18 protein-coding genes are annotated in these 16,435 nt (G+C 58.8%); 7 read left to right on the top strand and 11 right to left on the bottom strand.

Features of this window, described 5'->3' with window-relative positions; genetic code table 11:
* Positions 1-3: 3 nt before the first annotated feature.
* A complete protein-coding gene (gene dapE, locus ABLV52_RS18440) occupies positions 4-1,131 on the top strand; it encodes a succinyl-diaminopimelate desuccinylase (protein ID WP_348890730.1) in 1,128 nt (375 codons plus the stop codon).
* Between the two features lie 26 nt (positions 1,132-1,157).
* Positions 1,158-1,361: a YpfN family protein gene (locus tag ABLV52_RS18435; RefSeq protein WP_002913768.1), complete on the top strand. Its 204-nt coding sequence runs from the start codon at positions 1,158-1,160 to the stop codon at positions 1,359-1,361.
* Between the two features lie 48 nt (positions 1,362-1,409).
* Here ABLV52_RS18435 and ypfH read toward each other — a convergent pair whose 3' ends face one another.
* The 6 genes from ypfH to dapA all read right to left on the bottom strand — a co-directional run bounded on the left by ypfH (position 1,410) and on the right by dapA (position 8,057).
* The gene (ypfH, locus tag ABLV52_RS18430) at positions 1,410-2,105 is read right to left on the bottom strand and encodes an esterase (RefSeq protein ID WP_023290612.1); all 696 of its coding nucleotides are present in this window, start codon (positions 2,103-2,105) and stop codon (positions 1,410-1,412) included.
* A 76-nt stretch (positions 2,106-2,181) separates the two neighbouring features.
* Positions 2,182-4,185 carry a GNAT family N-acetyltransferase gene (locus tag ABLV52_RS18425; RefSeq protein WP_348890729.1) on the bottom strand — a complete coding sequence of 668 codons (2,004 nt, stop codon included), beginning with the start codon at positions 4,183-4,185 and terminating at the stop codon, positions 2,182-2,184.
* A 9-nt stretch (positions 4,186-4,194) separates the two neighbouring features.
* Positions 4,195-5,067 (bottom strand): neutral zinc metallopeptidase, encoded by an 873-nt coding sequence (locus tag ABLV52_RS18420; protein WP_023290614.1) that lies wholly within the window; start codon positions 5,065-5,067, stop codon positions 4,195-4,197.
* Positions 5,068-5,186: 119 nt separating this feature from the next.
* A complete protein-coding gene (purC, locus tag ABLV52_RS18415; protein ID WP_102006301.1) occupies positions 5,187-5,900 on the bottom strand; it encodes a phosphoribosylaminoimidazolesuccinocarboxamide synthase in 714 nt (237 codons plus the stop codon).
* Positions 5,901-6,127: 227 nt separating this feature from the next.
* A complete protein-coding gene (gene bamC, locus ABLV52_RS18410) occupies positions 6,128-7,162 on the bottom strand; it encodes an outer membrane protein assembly factor BamC (protein WP_023290615.1) in 1,035 nt (344 codons plus the stop codon).
* Positions 7,163-7,178: 16 nt separating this feature from the next.
* Positions 7,179-8,057 carry a 4-hydroxy-tetrahydrodipicolinate synthase gene (gene dapA / locus ABLV52_RS18405; protein WP_023290616.1) on the bottom strand — a complete coding sequence of 293 codons (879 nt, stop codon included), beginning with the start codon at positions 8,055-8,057 and terminating at the stop codon, positions 7,179-7,181.
* Positions 8,058-8,210: 153 nt separating this feature from the next.
* Here dapA and ABLV52_RS18400 point away from each other — a divergent pair, with 153 nt between their 5' ends.
* Together ABLV52_RS18400 and bcp are read left to right on the top strand one after the other, a co-directional pair.
* The gene (locus tag ABLV52_RS18400) at positions 8,211-8,777 is read left to right on the top strand and encodes a glycine cleavage system transcriptional repressor (protein ID WP_002913804.1); all 567 of its coding nucleotides are present in this window, start codon (positions 8,211-8,213) and stop codon (positions 8,775-8,777) included.
* Between the two features lie 3 nt (positions 8,778-8,780).
* Positions 8,781-9,251, top strand: coding sequence for a thioredoxin-dependent thiol peroxidase (gene bcp, locus ABLV52_RS18395; protein ID WP_004201935.1), 471 nt, complete (start codon positions 8,781-8,783; stop codon positions 9,249-9,251).
* Positions 9,252-9,311: 60 nt separating this feature from the next.
* Here bcp and ABLV52_RS18390 read toward each other — a convergent pair whose 3' ends face one another.
* Both ABLV52_RS18390 and ABLV52_RS18385 read right to left on the bottom strand, forming a co-directional pair.
* Positions 9,312-10,376, bottom strand: a complete 1,065-nt coding sequence (locus tag ABLV52_RS18390; RefSeq protein WP_004201933.1) for an AI-2E family transporter — start codon at positions 10,374-10,376, stop codon at positions 9,312-9,314.
* 54 nt (positions 10,377-10,430) lie between these two features.
* Positions 10,431-10,547, bottom strand: a complete 117-nt coding sequence (locus ABLV52_RS18385) for a hypothetical protein (RefSeq protein ID WP_032429201.1) — start codon at positions 10,545-10,547, stop codon at positions 10,431-10,433.
* Between the two features lie 51 nt (positions 10,548-10,598).
* Here ABLV52_RS18385 and bepA point away from each other — a divergent pair, with 51 nt between their 5' ends.
* The 3 genes from bepA (at position 10,599) to ABLV52_RS18370 (ending at position 13,482) form a co-directional block, all read left to right on the top strand.
* Entirely contained in the window at positions 10,599-12,062 is a 1,464-nt protein-coding gene (gene bepA, locus ABLV52_RS18380) for a beta-barrel assembly-enhancing protease (RefSeq protein ID WP_004201932.1), read from the top strand.
* Between the two features lie 9 nt (positions 12,063-12,071).
* Complete coding sequence (gene arsC / locus ABLV52_RS18375; RefSeq protein WP_048297992.1) at positions 12,072-12,431, top strand: arsenate reductase (glutaredoxin); 360 nt, start codon at positions 12,072-12,074, stop codon at positions 12,429-12,431.
* Positions 12,432-12,558: 127 nt separating this feature from the next.
* Entirely contained in the window at positions 12,559-13,482 is a 924-nt protein-coding gene (locus ABLV52_RS18370; RefSeq protein ID WP_023290620.1) for an Rpn family recombination-promoting nuclease/putative transposase, read from the top strand.
* Here the strand turns inward: ABLV52_RS18370 and ABLV52_RS18365 are convergent.
* From ABLV52_RS18365 to upp, 3 genes are all read right to left on the bottom strand, one after another.
* Positions 13,479-14,180: a DnaA inactivator Hda gene (locus tag ABLV52_RS18365; protein ID WP_020947395.1), complete on the bottom strand. Its 702-nt coding sequence runs from the start codon at positions 14,178-14,180 to the stop codon at positions 13,479-13,481. The genes ABLV52_RS18370 and ABLV52_RS18365 overlap by 4 nt on opposite strands.
* 98 nt (positions 14,181-14,278) lie before the next feature.
* Positions 14,279-15,565, bottom strand: coding sequence for a uracil permease (gene uraA / locus ABLV52_RS18360; protein WP_023290621.1), 1,287 nt, complete (start codon positions 15,563-15,565; stop codon positions 14,279-14,281).
* Between the two features lie 86 nt (positions 15,566-15,651).
* Positions 15,652-16,278 (bottom strand): uracil phosphoribosyltransferase, encoded by a 627-nt coding sequence (upp, locus tag ABLV52_RS18355; RefSeq protein ID WP_004201927.1) that lies wholly within the window; start codon positions 16,276-16,278, stop codon positions 15,652-15,654.
* Between the last annotated feature and the right edge of the window lie 157 nt (positions 16,279-16,435).

The following is a 16,435-nucleotide window of genomic DNA, read 5'->3' as shown; positions in this document are numbered from 1 at the left end:
TCTATGTCTTGCCCGGTCATTGAGCTGGCTCAGCAGCTTATTCGCCGCCCTTCCCTTAGCCCCGATGATGCGGGATGCCAGGCGTTAATGATTGAACGCCTGCGTGCGATCGGCTTTACCGTTGAACCGATGGATTTCGGCGATACGCAGAACTTCTGGGCCTGGCGCGGCCACGGCGAGACGCTGGCCTTCGCCGGCCACACCGACGTGGTCCCGGCAGGCGACGCCGACCGCTGGATCAATCCGCCGTTCGAACCCACCATCCGCGACGGGATGCTGTTTGGCCGCGGGGCGGCAGATATGAAAGGCTCGCTGGCGGCGATGGTGGTTGCCGCTGAGCGTTTTGTCGCGCAGTACCCGAACCACCGGGGCCGGCTGGCGTTTTTGATTACCTCTGATGAAGAGGCCAGCGCCAAAAACGGCACCGTCAAAGTGGTGGAGACGCTGATGGCGCGTAACGAGCGTCTGGACTACTGTCTGGTCGGCGAACCCTCCAGTACCGAAGTGGTCGGCGATGTGGTGAAAAACGGCCGCCGCGGCTCGCTGACCTGCAATCTGACCATTCACGGCGTACAGGGCCATGTCGCCTATCCGCACCTTGCCGATAACCCCGTCCATCGCGCGGCGCCGATGCTGGCGGAGCTGGTCACTATCGAGTGGGATAAAGGCAATGAATACTTCCCGCCGACCAGCATGCAGATTGCCAACGTGCAGTCCGGCACCGGCAGCAACAACGTGATCCCTGGCGATATATTCGTCCAGTTCAACTTCCGCTTCAGTACGGAACTGACGGACGAGATGATCAAAGCCCGGGTGGTCGCCCTGCTGGAAAAATACCAGCTGCGTTACAGCGTGGAGTGGTGGCTCTCCGGCCAACCGTTCCTCACCGGACGGGGCAAGCTAGTGGATGCGGTCGTCAACGCGATTGAGCACTATAATGAGATCAAACCGCAGCTGTTAACCAACGGCGGCACCTCAGACGGACGGTTTATCGCGCGCATGGGGGCGCAGGTGGTAGAGCTGGGCCCCGTGAACGCCACGATTCACAAAATTAATGAATGTGTGAACGCCGCCGACCTGCAGCTGCTGGCGCGGATGTATCAACGCGTAATGGAACAGCTGGTCGCCTGACGTACTGACGTAAAGAGGAAGCGCGCATGGAATGGCTTATTAAACACTGGTGGATTCTGGTGCTGGTCTTTTTGGTGGGGGTAATTATCAACGTGATTAAAGATCTGAACCGCGTTGACCACAAAAAATTCCTCAACAACAAACCCGATCTGCCGCCGCACCGTGATTTTAACGATAAATGGGACGATGACGACGACTGGCCGAAGCACGACCAGTCGAAGAAACCGTAAGTTTGCCTTTATCGCGGTACCACCCACCTGTAACCCCGGCCGCCGGGGTTACAGCATTTCGATGATATCGTCCCCTTTCGGCGTACTGCCGCTCAGCGCCTCATCAAAATAGTGCTTCGGCACGGTATAGCGCAGTCGCTCAATCGCAAACTGCATGCTGCGATCGTCAATGGCATGCCCCAGATCGTCAACAATATCTAAGGTCACGTCGCCCCCCGCCTGCAACAACGCCTCCTGAGCCGACACCGCCCACGCCAGATCGATAACCCGATCGTCACCACCGTGGATCAGGTGAATGGTGGTGGCCGTCGTTGCGGTGACCGGCAGCGTCGCGTAGCGGCCATTAAAGGCGATCACCCGCGAAGCCAGATCCGGCGCCGCTTTGATGCTCTCCAGCGACATGATCGCCCCCTGAGAGAAGCCGATCAGCGCAGTGGCCAGCGGGCTGACGCCGCTCTTTTCCTGCCAGTAGCGCACAATGTCAATAAAGGTCGGCATAATGGCGTCGATACGCTGCTGACGATTCTCTTCCGTCACTCCCTGCACCGAAAACCACTGCCGGCCGTTGGGACCGCAAGGCTCCACCCCGCCAATGCTTACGATCAGCGCATCAGGAAACTGCGGCGCGAACCAGCTGCCAATTTGCCCCATGGAGACCGGGTTATCCCCCACGCCATGAAACAGCAGCAACAGCTGTTGCGCAGGCGTCGCAGGGCTTTGAACAATAAAATGATCGTGTTTCATGGCTGTCTCCTTTGTGTATGCGGGCAGTGTACGCCGCTCGCCAGATATGACCATGCCATTTAACTGAATGAGTTAGTTAAAAAAATTGCAGGTGCGCTACCTGCTGACGCAGCGCCTCGGCGCGCGCTGCATCGAGGAAGCGCAAAGCGTCAGCGGCCTCCTGACGCCATCTCGCCAGCAGAGCTTTACGCCCTGTTAGCTGCAGCGCGGCGCAGAGTTCGGCCTCTTCTTCCCCCTGCAGGCGCCCGCGCAGCGCCGGCAACGGCATGTCGACCTGCATCAGCAGACGATTGAGGCAACCCAGCGCCGCGGCCAGCGGGCGATGGGCGAAGGCAAAGCTGGCCGCTTCCAGCCAGTCCTCTTCACTAAGCATAGCCCCTGAAACGGCCGGCAGCGGCGCGGGCGCGTCCCGCCACGGGCGCAGCCAGTATTCATCGCGTTGTAGCCGCTGTGCCTCCCGCTGCGCGAGCTGATGCCCCGCTGCACTCAGCGGGAACAGAGCCATCGCGGTATAGCATCCGCTGCTGGCCTCGCGATGAGTGCCCAGCCGCACGAGGATAAACCCGCAGCGTTGCCAGAAGCGCCACAGCTCAGGGGTATAGCCAAAGCTGACGGAGAGATAGTCATAACCTGCGGCATCGGCGGCGATATCCGCGATCATCTGCTGCCCCAGCCCTTCGCGCTGGCGGGCGGGGTGGACGGCGATCCGACTGACCCGCAGCCCGCGCAGCGTCGCCGCGAGGGGACTGCCGCCATGCGCCGCCAGCGACTGGGCGACCAGGTTCCCTCGCGGCCGGCGAAAACCCGCCCACACCGCCCGGCTGAGTTCAGGAGAAAGTCCCCCCTCGGCCACCAGCCACAGCGCGCCCGCCACCGCGCCGCCGGCGCGTGCACAGCGGAAAGCCTGGCCCGGCGCGTCCATCATGCGCCGCAGATCGAGAGGAGAAGTGCGGTAATGCGCCCCGGACAACAGCTGGTACATCGCCTCCGGCAGCGCCGGCCGCGTTTGCCAGCTGGACTGATCGACCTCTTCCACGGCAACCTCCCCCGTCGGCGCATCGCGAAATGCCTCATCGCTGAAGATCAGCAGCTGACTGATGGCTGACTCCAGCGGGCAGCCCACTGCCCAGCGGATCGGCGCGCTCAGGCTGAACGACTGCAGATGGGGCAGGCTGGCGCAAAATTTCAGCAGGAACCCGCGCCCGGTGCCCTCATAACCCTGCACCGTCGTGGTGAGTAGCGTGCGGGGAAAACGGCTTACCAGCTGCCGGAGAAGCGGAGCCGGAATGGCCGCGGCCTCATCGACAATCAGCCAGGACGCCGTTTCTTTCGACGACAGCAGCGCATCAGGCGCCATAAAGCGAAACGCCTCGCCGGCAAAGCTCGCCAGCACATCGACGGCGCTGCGGGTCGGGGCGGTAACGATGGCCTCGCCCGCGAGCTGGCGCAGCAACATGCCCGCGAGGGCGGATTTGCCTCGCCCTCGTTCAGCCGTCACCGCCGCGATACCGGGCGGTAGACGCAACAATTGCGCAAGGATCGCCGCCTGTTCGGCCAGCGGGTGACCCTCGGCGGGATGCCAGTCAGGGCGCGGGACGGCCAGCGGGAGCCGCGGCGAGTCCGACTGCCGCCAGAGCAGCACATCGGGGTCGGCGATAAACTGCCGACAGCAGCGGAGAACAAAGTGGGGGGTAGAGATCGGGTCGGGCGTATCGCTCCAGCGCAGGGAGTCCTCATCCACCCGGGACGGCCAGTCGGCGAAGGGGGGCGTCAGCAGTACCAGCCAGCTTCCCGCCCGCAGGGTACCGCTCAGGGCCGCCAGGGCGGCTACATCAAATCCGCGCCGGGCATCGAAAAAGGCGTGCATGACTTCCCGCCCCAGCAGCGTCTTCAGGGCGCCAGGCGACACCCCGGGCGCGAAAACCGGCTCGGGGCCCACCCACAGGCCATCGCCGGCGAGCCTCTCCCGCAGCGCCTGCGCCTGCTGCAGCGTCCAGGCCTCGTCGCCGCTGAGTACCAGCAGGCGGCGAATTCCCTCCCGCGCCATCTGCGCGGTGAGGTCAAGCAGCGCGTCCATCATCGGTGGCGATTACAGGGCGCTGCCGAAGGTGTTGCACTGCGCCGGGTCGCCGCTGTCGAAACCGCGTTTGAACCAGGTGTAGCGCTGTTTTGACGTGCCGTGGGTAAAGCTGTCCGGTACCACCCGACCCTGGCTCTGCTGCTGCAGACGGTCGTCGCCGATGGCCTCGGCGGCGTTCAGCGCCTCCTGCAGATCGCCGGTTTCCAGAATATCCTGCTGCTGCATATTATGGCCCCAGACGCCGGCGAAGCAGTCTGCCTGCAGCTCCATCTTAACCGACAGCCGGTTGGCTTCGGCCTCGGTGGCATGCTGCTGTTGCTGGCGGACTTTCGGCTCAATGCCCAGCAGTTTTTGTACGTGATGACCCACTTCATGGGCAATGACGTACCCCTGGGCAAAGTCGCCGTCGGCGCCCAGTTTATTTTTCATCTCATCGTAGAATGACAGGTCGATATAGACCGTGCTGTCGGCAGGACAGTAGAACGGCCCCATCACCGACTGGCCGGTACCGCAGCCGGTACGGGTCGCGCCGCGGTAGAGCACCAGCTTTGGCTGGGGGTACTGGCGGCCCATCTTTTCAAAGATCGGTCCCCAGGTATCTTCGGTGGTGGCCAGGATCACCGAAGTAAACTTCGCCGCTTCATCGTCTTTCGGACTGATGGAGCGCTGCGTGGAGGTCTGCTGCTGCGGCATCGGTTCGCCGGTCAGCATGCCGGTCAAATCCACGCCGTAATAGCCTGCCACCAGCACAATAATCAGCAGCACAATGCCGCCCTTCCCGCTCGGCAGCCGGAAGCCGCCGCCCCCGCCGCCAAACGGCGAGCCCGATTGACCGCGTCGATCTTCAACATTGTCGCTTTCGCGACGCCCTTGCCAGCGCATAAGCACCTCATTCCCTGTTATGTATCAATAGCAGAGATCGTAGGCGGTTCAGCGCAGGATTACCACAGGAAACAGCAAGAGACGCCAGAAGATGAGACCATCTTCTGGCGGCGGGCGAGTTAGTCGAGCTTAACGCCCAGGCGGTAAGCCACTTCTTCGTAGGCTTCGATCAGGCCGCCAAGGCTCTGGCGGAAGCGGTCTTTGTCCATTTTATCAAGGGTGTTTTTGTCCCACAGGCGGCTGCCGTCCGGCGAAAACTCATCGCCCAGCACCACTTCGCCTTTGAACAGACCAAACTCCAGCTTAAAGTCCACCAGAATCAGACCGGCGTCATCGAACAATTTTTTCAGCACATCGTTGGCTTTGTAGGTCAGCTCGCGCATCCGCGCCAGATTCTCTTTGCTCACCCAGCCGAAGGTTTCGCAGTAGGAGTCGTTGACCATCGGATCGTGCATGGCATCGTTTTTCAGGAACAGATCGAACAGCGGCGGATTCAGCTCGATACCTTCTTCAATGCCTAAACGTTTTACCAGCGAGCCTGCCGCACGGTTACGCACCACGCACTCCACCGGCACCATATCCAGTTTTTTCACCAGGCATTCGGTATCGGAGAGCAGCGCTTCCATCTGGGTAGGGATGCCCGCTTCTGCCAGTTTGCTCATAATGAAGTGGTTGAACTTGTTATTCACCATGCCTTTACGATCGAACTGCTCGATGCGCGCGCCATCACCTGCTGACGTATCGTTACGGAATTCCAGTACCAGCAGGTCCGGATTATCGGTGCTGTATACTGTCTTCGCCTTACCACGATACAACTCAGCTTGCTTTTTCATCTTTCACTACTCCAGTGATATTGAGCCTAAAAATACGTTTCCACCTATACACAAAATCATTCAAGTGCATCGAGGCGGCAACTAAGCGAATCCCCAGGAGCTTACAAAAGTAAGTGACTGGGTTGAACGAAGGCGGCCAACAAAGAGGCAATTTGAAGGATGATGTGCATACGCACACGTTTGCGTCACTATATATTAAAAGGGCCGGATTGCTCCAGCCCTTTTGATTACTTGTTAAATGCGGCCTGGAATACGGCTACCAGAGCGTCATTTTGCGACTGCGTCAGGGTGTGGCCTTTCGGGTCGATGAACTGCAGGCTACTGCGGTTATCGAGGTCGCCGACCTGAAGTTTGTAGTCACCGGAGACCAGCTGCGGGTCGCGTGCGCCCAGCTCCTGCCAGCTGCTGTCAGACAGCGGCTTGTAGGTCAGCGCCATGCTGCCCTGAGAGCGCGTGCTGTCGGTCACTTTCATCCCCACTTTCTCGAGGGCGCCCGGCAGACGCTGCCACACCATGTTAAACGGCGCGCGAACGACGAGCATTGGCAGGCCAGTATCGTCGGCAGCGCTCTGCACGTCGAAGGTGGCGCCCGCGCTGCGCTGAGCGGCGTTCTGGGCGCTGGTGGCGTTCATGTCCAGGCCTTCCGAAATGACGTTCAGCATGGCGGTGCTGTAGCGCTGCAGTGACGCCGGATCGGCAACCGGTTTACCCGCCTGCTCCAGATTCACCAGCTTGACCACAACCGCTTGCTGATAGCCCTGCGGTTTGACGGAGATTTGATAACGACCGCGATACTGCTGATCTTCATCAAGACGGTTCCACTCAACCCAGTCGGTGTTCAGCGTCTGGCTCGCATCATCGCGCTTGGCGATAACGTAGTTCTTCGACTGAAGAATGCTGGTAACCTGCGCCCACAGCGAACCACTGCGGCCGTTTTCGACCATCAGCGTCGCGGTATCGCCGTTGAACTGGGTGCGGGCGCCGCTAACCAATGCCAGCGGCTGCGCCGGCGGGCGAATGTCCAGCGCCTTGCCGACCGCGCCGGTGCTGTTGGCCACCGGAATGTTGTAATCACCCACCTGAATCGGCAGGATCATCCCCGCCGGCGCGTGAAGTTCGCTCAACGGTGACGCCTGTAAATAGGCCTCATCACCGCTCACCTGACGCTTATAGCGCGAGTCGGAACTACAGGCCGCGAGGAGTAGAACCAGCGAAACACCCGCAACCTTCGCCAGGCGCGACTTCTGTACTGAGTAAGCCATCAAATCTCCCTAAACTTTACAGCAAACCGGCATGCTTCAGCGCGGCGGTAACGGCTTCACGACCCTGGTCGGTGATAGGCGTCATCGGCAAGCGCAGCGTATCGGTCGCCACAAGACCCAACGCCTTACATCCCCATTTCACCGGGATAGGATTGGGTTCGACAAATAATTTTGTATGCAATGGCATCAGACGCTGGTTAATCGCCCGGGCTTCGGCAAATTGACCCGCCAGCGCCAGACGGCACATGTCGGCCATTTCGCGCGCCGCCACGTTGGCGGTAACGGAAATCACGCCCACGCCGCCGAGCTGCATAAAGTCCATACCGGTCGCATCGTCACCGCTCAGCAGAATAAAGTCGTCTGAAACCAGCTCTTTGATCTGGTGAACACGACTTAAGTTCCCTGTTGCTTCCTTAATACCGACAATATTTTTAATTTGCGCCAGACGGCCAACGGTTTCCGGCAGCATATCGCAACCGGTACGGGACGGCACATTATACAGAATTTGCGGCAGGTCAGTATGTTCGGCGATAGCTTTAAAGTGCTGGAACAGGCCTTCCTGGGTCGGACGGTTATAATAAGGAGTGACCGTCAGGCAGCCGACTACGCCGCTGTCGTTAAAACGTTTGGTCAGGCTAATCGCCTCTGCGGTTGCATTGGCTCCCGTTCCCGCGATAACCGGGATACGCCCGTCAGCCAGTTCCAGCGTCATCATCACCACGTCGCCATGCTCTTCATGGCTCAGCGTTGCGGATTCACCGGTAGTCCCTACCGAAACGATCGCCGAGGTTCCGTTGGCGACATGGTAATCAATCAGTTTTTTCAGGCTTGTCCGGCAGACATTACCGTTTTCATCCATCGGCGTGACAAGCGCTACAATACTTCCCGTGAACATGGGCCATCCTCAGAGCAGAAGTGCGACAAGATTCTCAATGTTACGTTTGGAGCTGCAATAAAAGCAAGAGACCCGACGCCATCAGGGATGTTGTATGGCGGTTTTTTTTATGCTTTCCTAATGTTACCTCACCTTTTTAAAGGAAGAACAGGTTTGACAGCCTCATTACAACACTATCTGGTTATTACCGCCCTGGGGGCTGACCGTCCCGGCATCGTGAATACGATCACTCGCCACGTCAGCAGCTGCGGTTGTAATATCGAAGACAGCCGGCTGGCCATGCTCGGTGATGAGTTTACGTTTATCATGCTGCTTTCCGGTTCGTGGAATGCGATTAACCTGATCGAATCAACCCTGCCGCTGAAAGGCGCGGAGCTGGAGCTGTTGATCGTGATGAAACGCACCACCGCGCGCCCGCCGCAGGCCATGCCAAACACTGTCTGGGTCCAGGTTGAGGTGCCGGACTCACCGCATATCATCGAGCGCTTCACTGCCCTGTGCGATACATGGAATATGAATATCGCGGAACTGGTGTCCCGCACGCAGCCGGGAGACGGCGATTCCGCGCAGCTTTTTATCCAGATAACGGCTCACAGCCCTGCGACGCAAAATGCAGCAAATATCGAACAAGCGTTCAAAGCCCTATGTACAGAACTCAACGCACAAGGCAGTATTAACATCGTTAATTATTCACAGCATGATGAACAGGATGGAGTTTAACCCATGACCCCACTGAAAGCCGGTGATCTTGCACCGAAATTTAGCTTACCGGACCAGGACGGCGAGGAAGTAAATTTAACCGACTTCCAGGGACAGCGTGTCCTGGTTTATTTTTACCCGAAAGCCATGACCCCGGGCTGCACCGTCCAGGCGTGCGGCTTGCGCGATAATATGGACGACCTGAAAAAAGCCGGTGTGGAAGTGCTGGGCATCAGCACCGATAAACCGGAAAAGCTCTCCCGTTTCGCCGAAAAAGAGCTGCTGAACTTTACGCTGCTGTCTGATGAAAACCATCAGGTTTGCGAGCAGTTTGGCGTCTGGGGCGAAAAATCTTTTATGGGGAAAACCTACGACGGGATCCACCGTATCAGCTTCCTCGTCGATGCCGATGGCAAAATCGAACACGTCTTTGATGACTTCAAAACCAGCAATCACCACGACGTGGTGTTGAACTGGCTGAAAGAAAACGCCTGATGCAAAGCAAGACGCCGGGGGAGAAAACCTCGCCCGGCGTCTTTTTTTATCCTCAATGCCTTAGTCGTCGTCGACGACCAGGCCATCCGGCCAGGCATGCACCACCGCTTTAATTAACGTGGCCAGCGGAATGGCGAAGAAGACGCCCCAGAATCCCCACAAACCGCCAAAGATCACCACCGACAGGATAATCACCAGCGGGTGCAGATTCACCGCTTCCGAGAACAGCACCGGTACCAGCAGGTTACCGTCCAGTCCCTGAATAATCAGATAGACCGCGAACAGACTCCAGAACTCGGTGCCTGCGCCAAACTGAAACAGCGCCACCCCTACCACCGGAATGGTCACCACAAACGCGCCGATATAGGGGATCAGCACCGAGAAGCCCACCAGCACCGCCAACAGCAGCGAGTAGTTGAGGCCGAAAAGGATAAAGCCTATCCAGGTGGCGACGCTGACGACAATCATCTCCAGCACCTTACCGCGAATGTAGTTGGTGATTTGCTGGTTCATCTCCTTCCATACCTGCCCGGCCAGACCGCGGTTTCGCGGCAGCACGCGGCGTACCGCGTTGAGCATCTGCTCTTTATCCTTCAGCAGGAAGAAGACCATCAGCGGCACCAGCACCAGATAGACCGCCAGCGTGAGCAGCCCCACCAGCGAGGCGAGAGAATACTTGACCACCGAGTCGCCCACCGTCAGCATCCGGGTGCGCATATTTTCCGCCATCGCATCGATGATGCCGGCATCCATCAACGCCGGATAGCGCCGCGGCAGCGTGGCGGCGAAATCAGAGAGCTTGTTAAGCATGCCCGGCATATCGCGGATAAGGTAGATCCCCTGCTGCCAGGCCACCGGCAGCACCACAAAGGCCAGCAAGAGCAGAATACCCACAAAGAGGATTAGCACCAGCGAGGTCGCCCAGGTGCGCGACAGGCCGATGCGCTCCAGGCGAACGGTCGGCCACTCCAGCAGATAGGCCAGCACGATAGCCACCAGTAACGGGGCCAGCAGGCCGCTGAAAAAGAACATGATGCCGAAACCGGCAAGCAAAATAACCAGCAGCGCTATCGCCTCAGGGTCGCTGAATCGACGGCGGTACCACTGCATTAACATCTCGAGCATAAAACCTTCCCTGAAGCGCAACGCGGCGACAAACGGGGGAATTGTATCGAAATGTCACAAAAAAGACTTCGCTTTTTGATGCGCAGCAGACAAACCCGTCTCCGCCGTGAAGAACCTATTTTCAATGCGTCTAACGCCAGCTAAACTCGCTGGGATGCGGCCAGGGAACATTGCGTCGCACAATCGGTCAAACTGGCACACCCACATTACAGGACAGAGGTTATGTTCAGGCAGTTGAAGAAAACGCTGGTGGCGACCGTGATCGCGTCGCTGACGCTGGGTTCGTTAGGCCCTGCTTTTGCTGACTCCGCAGATACCCTGCCGGACATGGGGACCTCCGCAGGAAGCACGTTGTCGATTGGTCAGGAAATGCAGATGGGGGATTACTACGTCCGCCAGCTGCGCGGCAGCGCGCCGCTGATCAACGACCCTCTGCTGGTGCAATATATCAACGGGCTGGGCATGCGTCTGGTCTCGCATGCGAATTCGGTGCGCACCCCGTTCCACTTCTATTTGATTAATAACGACCAAATTAACGCCTTCGCCTTCTTCGGCGGCAATGTGGTCCTCCACTCCGCCCTGTTCCGCTACTCCGATAACGAGAGCGAACTGGCCTCTGTCATGGCGCACGAAATTTCCCACGTTACGCAGCGGCATCTCGCCCGCGCAATGGAAGATCAGAAACGCAATGCGCCGCTGACCTGGGTCGGCGCGCTGGGTTCAATTCTGCTGGCGATGGCCAGCCCGCAGGCCGGGATGGCGGCGCTGACCGGGACGCTGGCTGGCACCCAACAGGGCATGATCAGCTTCACCCGTCAGAACGAAGAAGAGGCCGACCGGATCGGTATTCAGGTTCTGCAACGCTCAGGATTCGACCCGCAGGCCATGCCGATGTTTATGGGTAAACTGCTTGATGAGTCGCGCTACTCAACGCGGCCGCCGGAAATGCTGCTCACCCACCCCCTGCCGGAAAGCCGGCTTGCCGATGCCCGTAACCGCGCCAACCAGATGCGCCCGGTTGTCGTACAGTCCTCAGCGGACTTCTATCTGGCGAAGGCGCGTACCCTCGGAATGTACACCAACGGCGACAATAAGCTAGGCACCGATCTGCTCAACGCCTGGGATAAAGGCAATATCCGCCAGCAGCATGCCGCGCAGTATGGCCGCGCCCTGCTGGCGATGGAAAGCAACAACTTTGACCAGGCGCGCAAAACGCTGCAGCCGCTGCTCAGCGCCGATCCGCAAAATCCCTGGTATCTCGATCTGGCCACCGATATCGACCTCGGGCAGAAGAAAACCGGCGACGCCATCAACCGTCTTAAAAACGCTCGTGAACTGCGCACCAATCCGGTGCTGCAGTTGAACCTGGCCAACGCCCTCCTGCAGGGCGGACAGCCCGGGGAAGCGGCGACCATCCTGAATCGTTATACCTTTACCTATAAAGAGGATGGCAACGGCTGGGACCTGCTGGCGCAGGCGGAAGGCGCCCTGGGCAATCGCGACCAGGAGCTGGCGGCGCGGGCAGAAAGCATGGCGCTGGTCGGCCAGCTGGAACAGGCGATTTCCCTGCTCAGCAGCGCCAGCTCGCAAGTGAAACTCGGTAGTCTGCAGCAGGCCCGCTACGATGCCCGCATCGACCAGCTACGTGAGCTACAGGCCCGCTTCCGCCCCTACCAAAAAATGTAAGGAGACCCCATGACCGACGCGGTAAAAATTTACCATAACCCACGCTGCTCGAAGAGCCGCGAAACGCTGAGCCTGTTGAAGAGCCACGGCATCGATCCTGAGGTGGTGCTTTATCTTGAGACGCCACCGGATGCCGGGACGCTGCGTCAACTGCTGCAGCTGCTGGGTATGGAGAGCCCCCGCGAACTCATGCGCCAGAAAGAGGATCTGTATAAATCGCTCAATCTTGCCGACCCGGCGCTCAGCGACGCCGCGCTGATACAGGCGATGGTCGACAACCCTAAGCTCATCGAACGCCCAATTGTCGTCAGCCGCGGCCAGGCGCGTATTGGCCGACCGCCGGAGCAGGTCCTTGAGATCGTGAGCTAAGCCACCCGCGCCGCGCTTACGCGGCGCTTTTTTTACGTAGCTGATTCCAGATCTTCCACGCCAATCCCTCCCGCCCGTCTTGCAGTGCTACTGTTCATCTAACGCTCAATCCACTGGACGGATGAACATGAAAAAACCAACCTCAACGCCTCACGATGCCGTATTTAAGACCTATCTCTCCCACCCTGATACCGCCCGCGATTTTCTGCGGCTGTACCTGCCCGAGACGCTGCTTAAAGTGTGCGATCTGCGTACGCTGCATCTCGAGTCCGGGCATTTTGTCGAAGACGATCTGCGTCCCTTTTACGCCGACATTCTGTATTCCCTGAAAACCACGGCGGGAGACGGCTATATTTATGCGCTTATCGAACACCAGAGCACGCCCGACCGGCATATGGCCTTTCGTCTGATGCGCTACGCCATCGCCGCCATGCAGCGCCACCTTGATGCCGGCCACGATCGGCTGCCGCTGGTGATCCCTGTTCTCTTCTACCACGGTCTGGTAAGCCCCTACCCGTTCTCACTGCGCTGGCTCGATGAATTCGTCGCTCCGGAGCTGGCCGGCCACCTTTATCACGGGGCGTTTCCGCTGGCGGACATTACCGTCATTCCGGATGACGACATTGCCACCCACCAGCGCATGGCGACGCTGGAGTTACTGCAAAAACATATTCGACAACGCGATCTGGCGCAGCTCCTCGACAAACTGAGCGAATTATTATTGACTGGTCTGGCGACGGAATCGCAGGTACAAGCCCTGATGCACTATCTGGTGCAGGCAGGCAACGCGCGAGAGCCGATCAAGTTCATTCGCGAGCTGGCGTTACGTACGCCGCAGCACAAGGAGACGTTGATGACAATTGCGGAATATCTGGAACAGCAGGGTCTGGAGCGGGGCCTGGCGCAGGGCCTGGCGCAGGGCCGTCAGGAAGGCCGGAAAGAAGAGGCGCAGCGTATCGCCGCCGCTATGCTACACAGTGGCCTGGCGCGCGACCTGGTCGCCCGGTTGACCGGGCTGACGGAGGAAGAACTGACTCCGCAGGCGGACTAGAGTTTAAGGATCTCTTTCACGAAGGGGATCGTCAGCTTGCGCTGAGCGGTAATCGAGGCATGATCCAGCTGATCGAGGGTCATAAATAGCGAGCGCATCTCGCGATCCAGCCGCTTCAGCAGGAAGCGGCACACGTCCTCCGGCATCTCAAAGCCGCGCAGTCTGGCGCGCAGCTGCAGGGCCTGCAGTTTGTCTTCATCCGACAGCGGCTGCAGCTTATAGATCTGCCCCCAGTCAAGCCGCGAGGCAAGATCCGGCAGACCAAGATTCAGTTGCCGCGGCGGCCGGTCGCCGGTGATCAGCAGCCGGGTTTTACCTGATTCCAGGATCCGGTTGTAGAGATTAAAGATGGCCATTTCCCAGGGCTCATCCCCGGCGACGCACTCGATGTTATCGATGCAGACCAGGGCCAGCTGTTCCATCCCCTCCAGCACCTCCGGCACAAACCAGGTGCGTTTATCCAGCGGCACGTAGCCCACGGCATCCCCGCGCTGGGAAAGCTCGGCGCAGGCGGCGTGTAACAGGTGGCTGCGACCCGCCCCTTCACGTGACCAGATATAAATATACCCGCTGTGTTCCTGGCGCAGTACGTTCTGGAGGGCAGCAAGTAGAGAAGGATTATCACCCGGCCAGAAACTCGCGAAGGTTTCGTCGTCAGGAAGATACAGTGGCAAAGAGAGCTGTGCCGGTGCGTTCAGATGGACCTCAACATAGGCTTACAGAAAAACGCGAAGAGTTTATCACAGATTTAGGTCAGGAGAGAACCGGGCGGGATCGCCGCCCGGTCAGGCGATCGTTATTTAACCTCTTCGCTATCCACGGCGTCGAGAACCACCTCTTCCGGACGCAGGACGCTGATAAGCTTGAAAATCAGGCTGAGCGCGATACCCACGATGGTGGCCAGCGCCATCCCTTTCAGCTCAGCGGCGCCGATGTGCACTTTGGCACCGCTGACGCCGATGATCAGGATCACGGAGGTGAGGATCAGATTCTGCGCTTTGCTGTAATCCACCTTCGATTCAATGAGTACGCGGATCCCCGAGGCGCCGATCACCCCGTACAGCAGCAGCGACACGCCGCCCATCACCGGCACCGGGATGATCTGGATCGCCGCCGCCAGTTTGCCGACGCAGGAGAGCAGAATCGCAATGATCGCCGCGCCGCCGATAACCCAGGTGCTGTAGACGCGGGTAATCGCCATCACGCCGATATTTTCCCCGTAGGTGGTGTTAGGCGTCGAGCCGAAAAAGCCGGAAATGATCGTCGACAGGCCATTGGCAAACATCGAACGATGCAGGCCCGGGTCGCGGATCAGATCGCGTTTGACGATATTGGCCGTCACCACCAGGTGACCGACGTGCTCGGCAATCACCACCAGCGCAGCGGGCAGAATGGTGAAGATGGCGAACCATTCAAAACGCGGCGTGTAGAAGGTTGGCAGCGCGAACCAGTGCGCTTCGGCGATCGGGGTGGTATCAACCACGCCCATCACAAACGACAGCGCATAGCCCACCAGAACGCCAATCAGGATCGGGATAATCGCCAGGAAGCCGCGGAACAGGACCGAACCAAACACCGTCACCGCCAGGGTTACCATCGAGATAATAATGGTTTTGCTGTCCGGTGACTGGCCGTCGGCTGGCAGCAGCCCGGCCATATTGGCCGCCACGCCTGCCAGCTCCAGACCGATAACCGCCACGATGGCCCCCATCGCCGCCGGGGGGAACATCACATCCAGCCAGCCGGTACCGGCTTTTTTGACAATAAAGGAGACGAGGCAGAATAGCACGCCGCACATAATGAAACCGCCCAGCGCCACTTCATAGCCCAGCGGCAGCAGGAGCAGCACCGGAGAGATAAAGGCGAAACTCGATCCCAGATACGCCGGGATTTTGCCTTTACAGATAAAGAGGTACAGCAGCGTACCAATACCGTTGAACAGCAGCACGGTGGCCGGGTTGATGTGGAACAGGATTGGCACCAGCACCGTTGCGCCGAACATGGCAAACAGGTGCTGCAAACTAAGCGGGATAGTCTGTAAAAGCGGCGGTCTTTCACTCACCCCGATAGCACGGCGCGTCATAGTGTTTTCCTCTGAGATGGTTAGTTATGTGTGTTTTATTCAAAAAAAAGCCGACTCTCAAAGTCGGCTTATTTATCGTTATTCGATTATTTCGTACCAAAGATCTTGTCGCCGGCATCGCCGAGACCGGGAATGATGTACCCGTGCTCGTTCAGTCCCTTATCGACAGAGGCGGTATACAGCTCAACGTCCGGGTGCGCTTTCTCCAGCGCGGCAATCCCTTCCGGCGCCGCCACCAGCACCAGTACCTTGATGCTGGTGCAGCCGGCGTTTTTCAGCAGATCGATAGTGGCGATCATCGACCCACCGGTGGCCAGCATCGGGTCAACCACCAGCGCCATACGCTCATCGATGTTGGACACCAGCTTCTGGAAGTAAGGTACCGGCTCGAGGGTTTCTTCATTGCGATAAATACCCACCACGCTGATACGCGCGCTTGGCACGTGCTCAAGCACCCCTTCCATCATGCCGAGGCCTGCGCGCAGGATAGGCACGACGGTAATTTTCTTGCCCTTGATCTGCTCAACTTCCACCGGGCCGTTCCAGCCTTCGATGGTCACTTTCTCGGTTGCCAGATCGGCGGTGGCTTCATAAGTCAGTAAGCTGCCCACTTCTGAGGCGAGTTCACGGAAGCGTTTGGTGCTGATGTCGTGCTCGCGCATCAGGCCCAGCTTGTGTTTGACGAGTGGGTGTTTGACTTCCACAATCTTCATTCTCTTTCTCCTCTGAGGGGCAGCCACAAAAAAAATCGCGGGATTATACCGCTTTTTTCGGATTAGGCCATACCCATCTTGCTTGACGTATATCAAGCAAAGTGATTTAGAGACAAAAAAACCGGAGACGAGGCTCCGGTTTTAGCGCGGGGTTCTG

The sequence above is a fragment of the Klebsiella sp. GB_Kp056 genome (assembly GCF_040064755.1).
GTDB classification, from domain to species: domain Bacteria; phylum Pseudomonadota; class Gammaproteobacteria; order Enterobacterales; family Enterobacteriaceae; genus Klebsiella; species Klebsiella quasipneumoniae.
The sequence above is the reverse complement of the archived record's forward strand: the minus strand, read 5'-3'. Positions and strand labels throughout refer to the sequence as shown.

Excerpts from the sequence above, each read along its gene's own strand:
- uraA (WP_023290621.1), bottom strand. The coding sequence starts at position 15,565 with ATGACGCGCCGTGCTATCGGGGTGAGTGAAAGACCGCCGCTTTTACAG.
- bamC (WP_023290615.1), bottom strand. The coding sequence starts at position 7,162 with ATGGCTTACTCAGTACAGAAGTCGCGCCTGGCGAAGGTTGCGGGTGTT.
- bepA (WP_004201932.1), top strand. The coding sequence starts at position 10,599 with ATGTTCAGGCAGTTGAAGAAAACGCTGGTGGCGACCGTGATCGCGTCG.
- ABLV52_RS18435 (WP_002913768.1), top strand. The coding sequence starts at position 1,158 with ATGGAATGGCTTATTAAACACTGGTGGATTCTGGTGCTGGTCTTTTTG.
- ABLV52_RS18385 (WP_032429201.1), bottom strand. The coding sequence starts at position 10,547 with ATGTTCCCTGGCCGCATCCCAGCGAGTTTAGCTGGCGTTAGACGCATT.
- dapE (WP_348890730.1), top strand. The coding sequence starts at position 4 with ATGTCTTGCCCGGTCATTGAGCTGGCTCAGCAGCTTATTCGCCGCCCT.
- ABLV52_RS18425 (WP_348890729.1), bottom strand. The coding sequence starts at position 4,185 with ATGATGGACGCGCTGCTTGACCTCACCGCGCAGATGGCGCGGGAGGGA.
- arsC (WP_048297992.1), top strand. The coding sequence starts at position 12,072 with ATGACCGACGCGGTAAAAATTTACCATAACCCACGCTGCTCGAAGAGC.
- upp (WP_004201927.1), bottom strand. The coding sequence starts at position 16,278 with ATGAAGATTGTGGAAGTCAAACACCCACTCGTCAAACACAAGCTGGGC.
- ABLV52_RS18370 (WP_023290620.1), top strand. The coding sequence starts at position 12,559 with ATGAAAAAACCAACCTCAACGCCTCACGATGCCGTATTTAAGACCTAT.
- bcp (WP_004201935.1), top strand. The coding sequence starts at position 8,781 with ATGACCCCACTGAAAGCCGGTGATCTTGCACCGAAATTTAGCTTACCG.
- ypfH (WP_023290612.1), bottom strand. The coding sequence starts at position 2,105 with ATGAAACACGATCATTTTATTGTTCAAAGCCCTGCGACGCCTGCGCAA.
- ABLV52_RS18390 (WP_004201933.1), bottom strand. The coding sequence starts at position 10,376 with ATGCTCGAGATGTTAATGCAGTGGTACCGCCGTCGATTCAGCGACCCT.
- ABLV52_RS18420 (WP_023290614.1), bottom strand. The coding sequence starts at position 5,067 with ATGCGCTGGCAAGGGCGTCGCGAAAGCGACAATGTTGAAGATCGACGC.
- dapA (WP_023290616.1), bottom strand. The coding sequence starts at position 8,057 with ATGTTCACGGGAAGTATTGTAGCGCTTGTCACGCCGATGGATGAAAAC.
- purC (WP_102006301.1), bottom strand. The coding sequence starts at position 5,900 with ATGAAAAAGCAAGCTGAGTTGTATCGTGGTAAGGCGAAGACAGTATAC.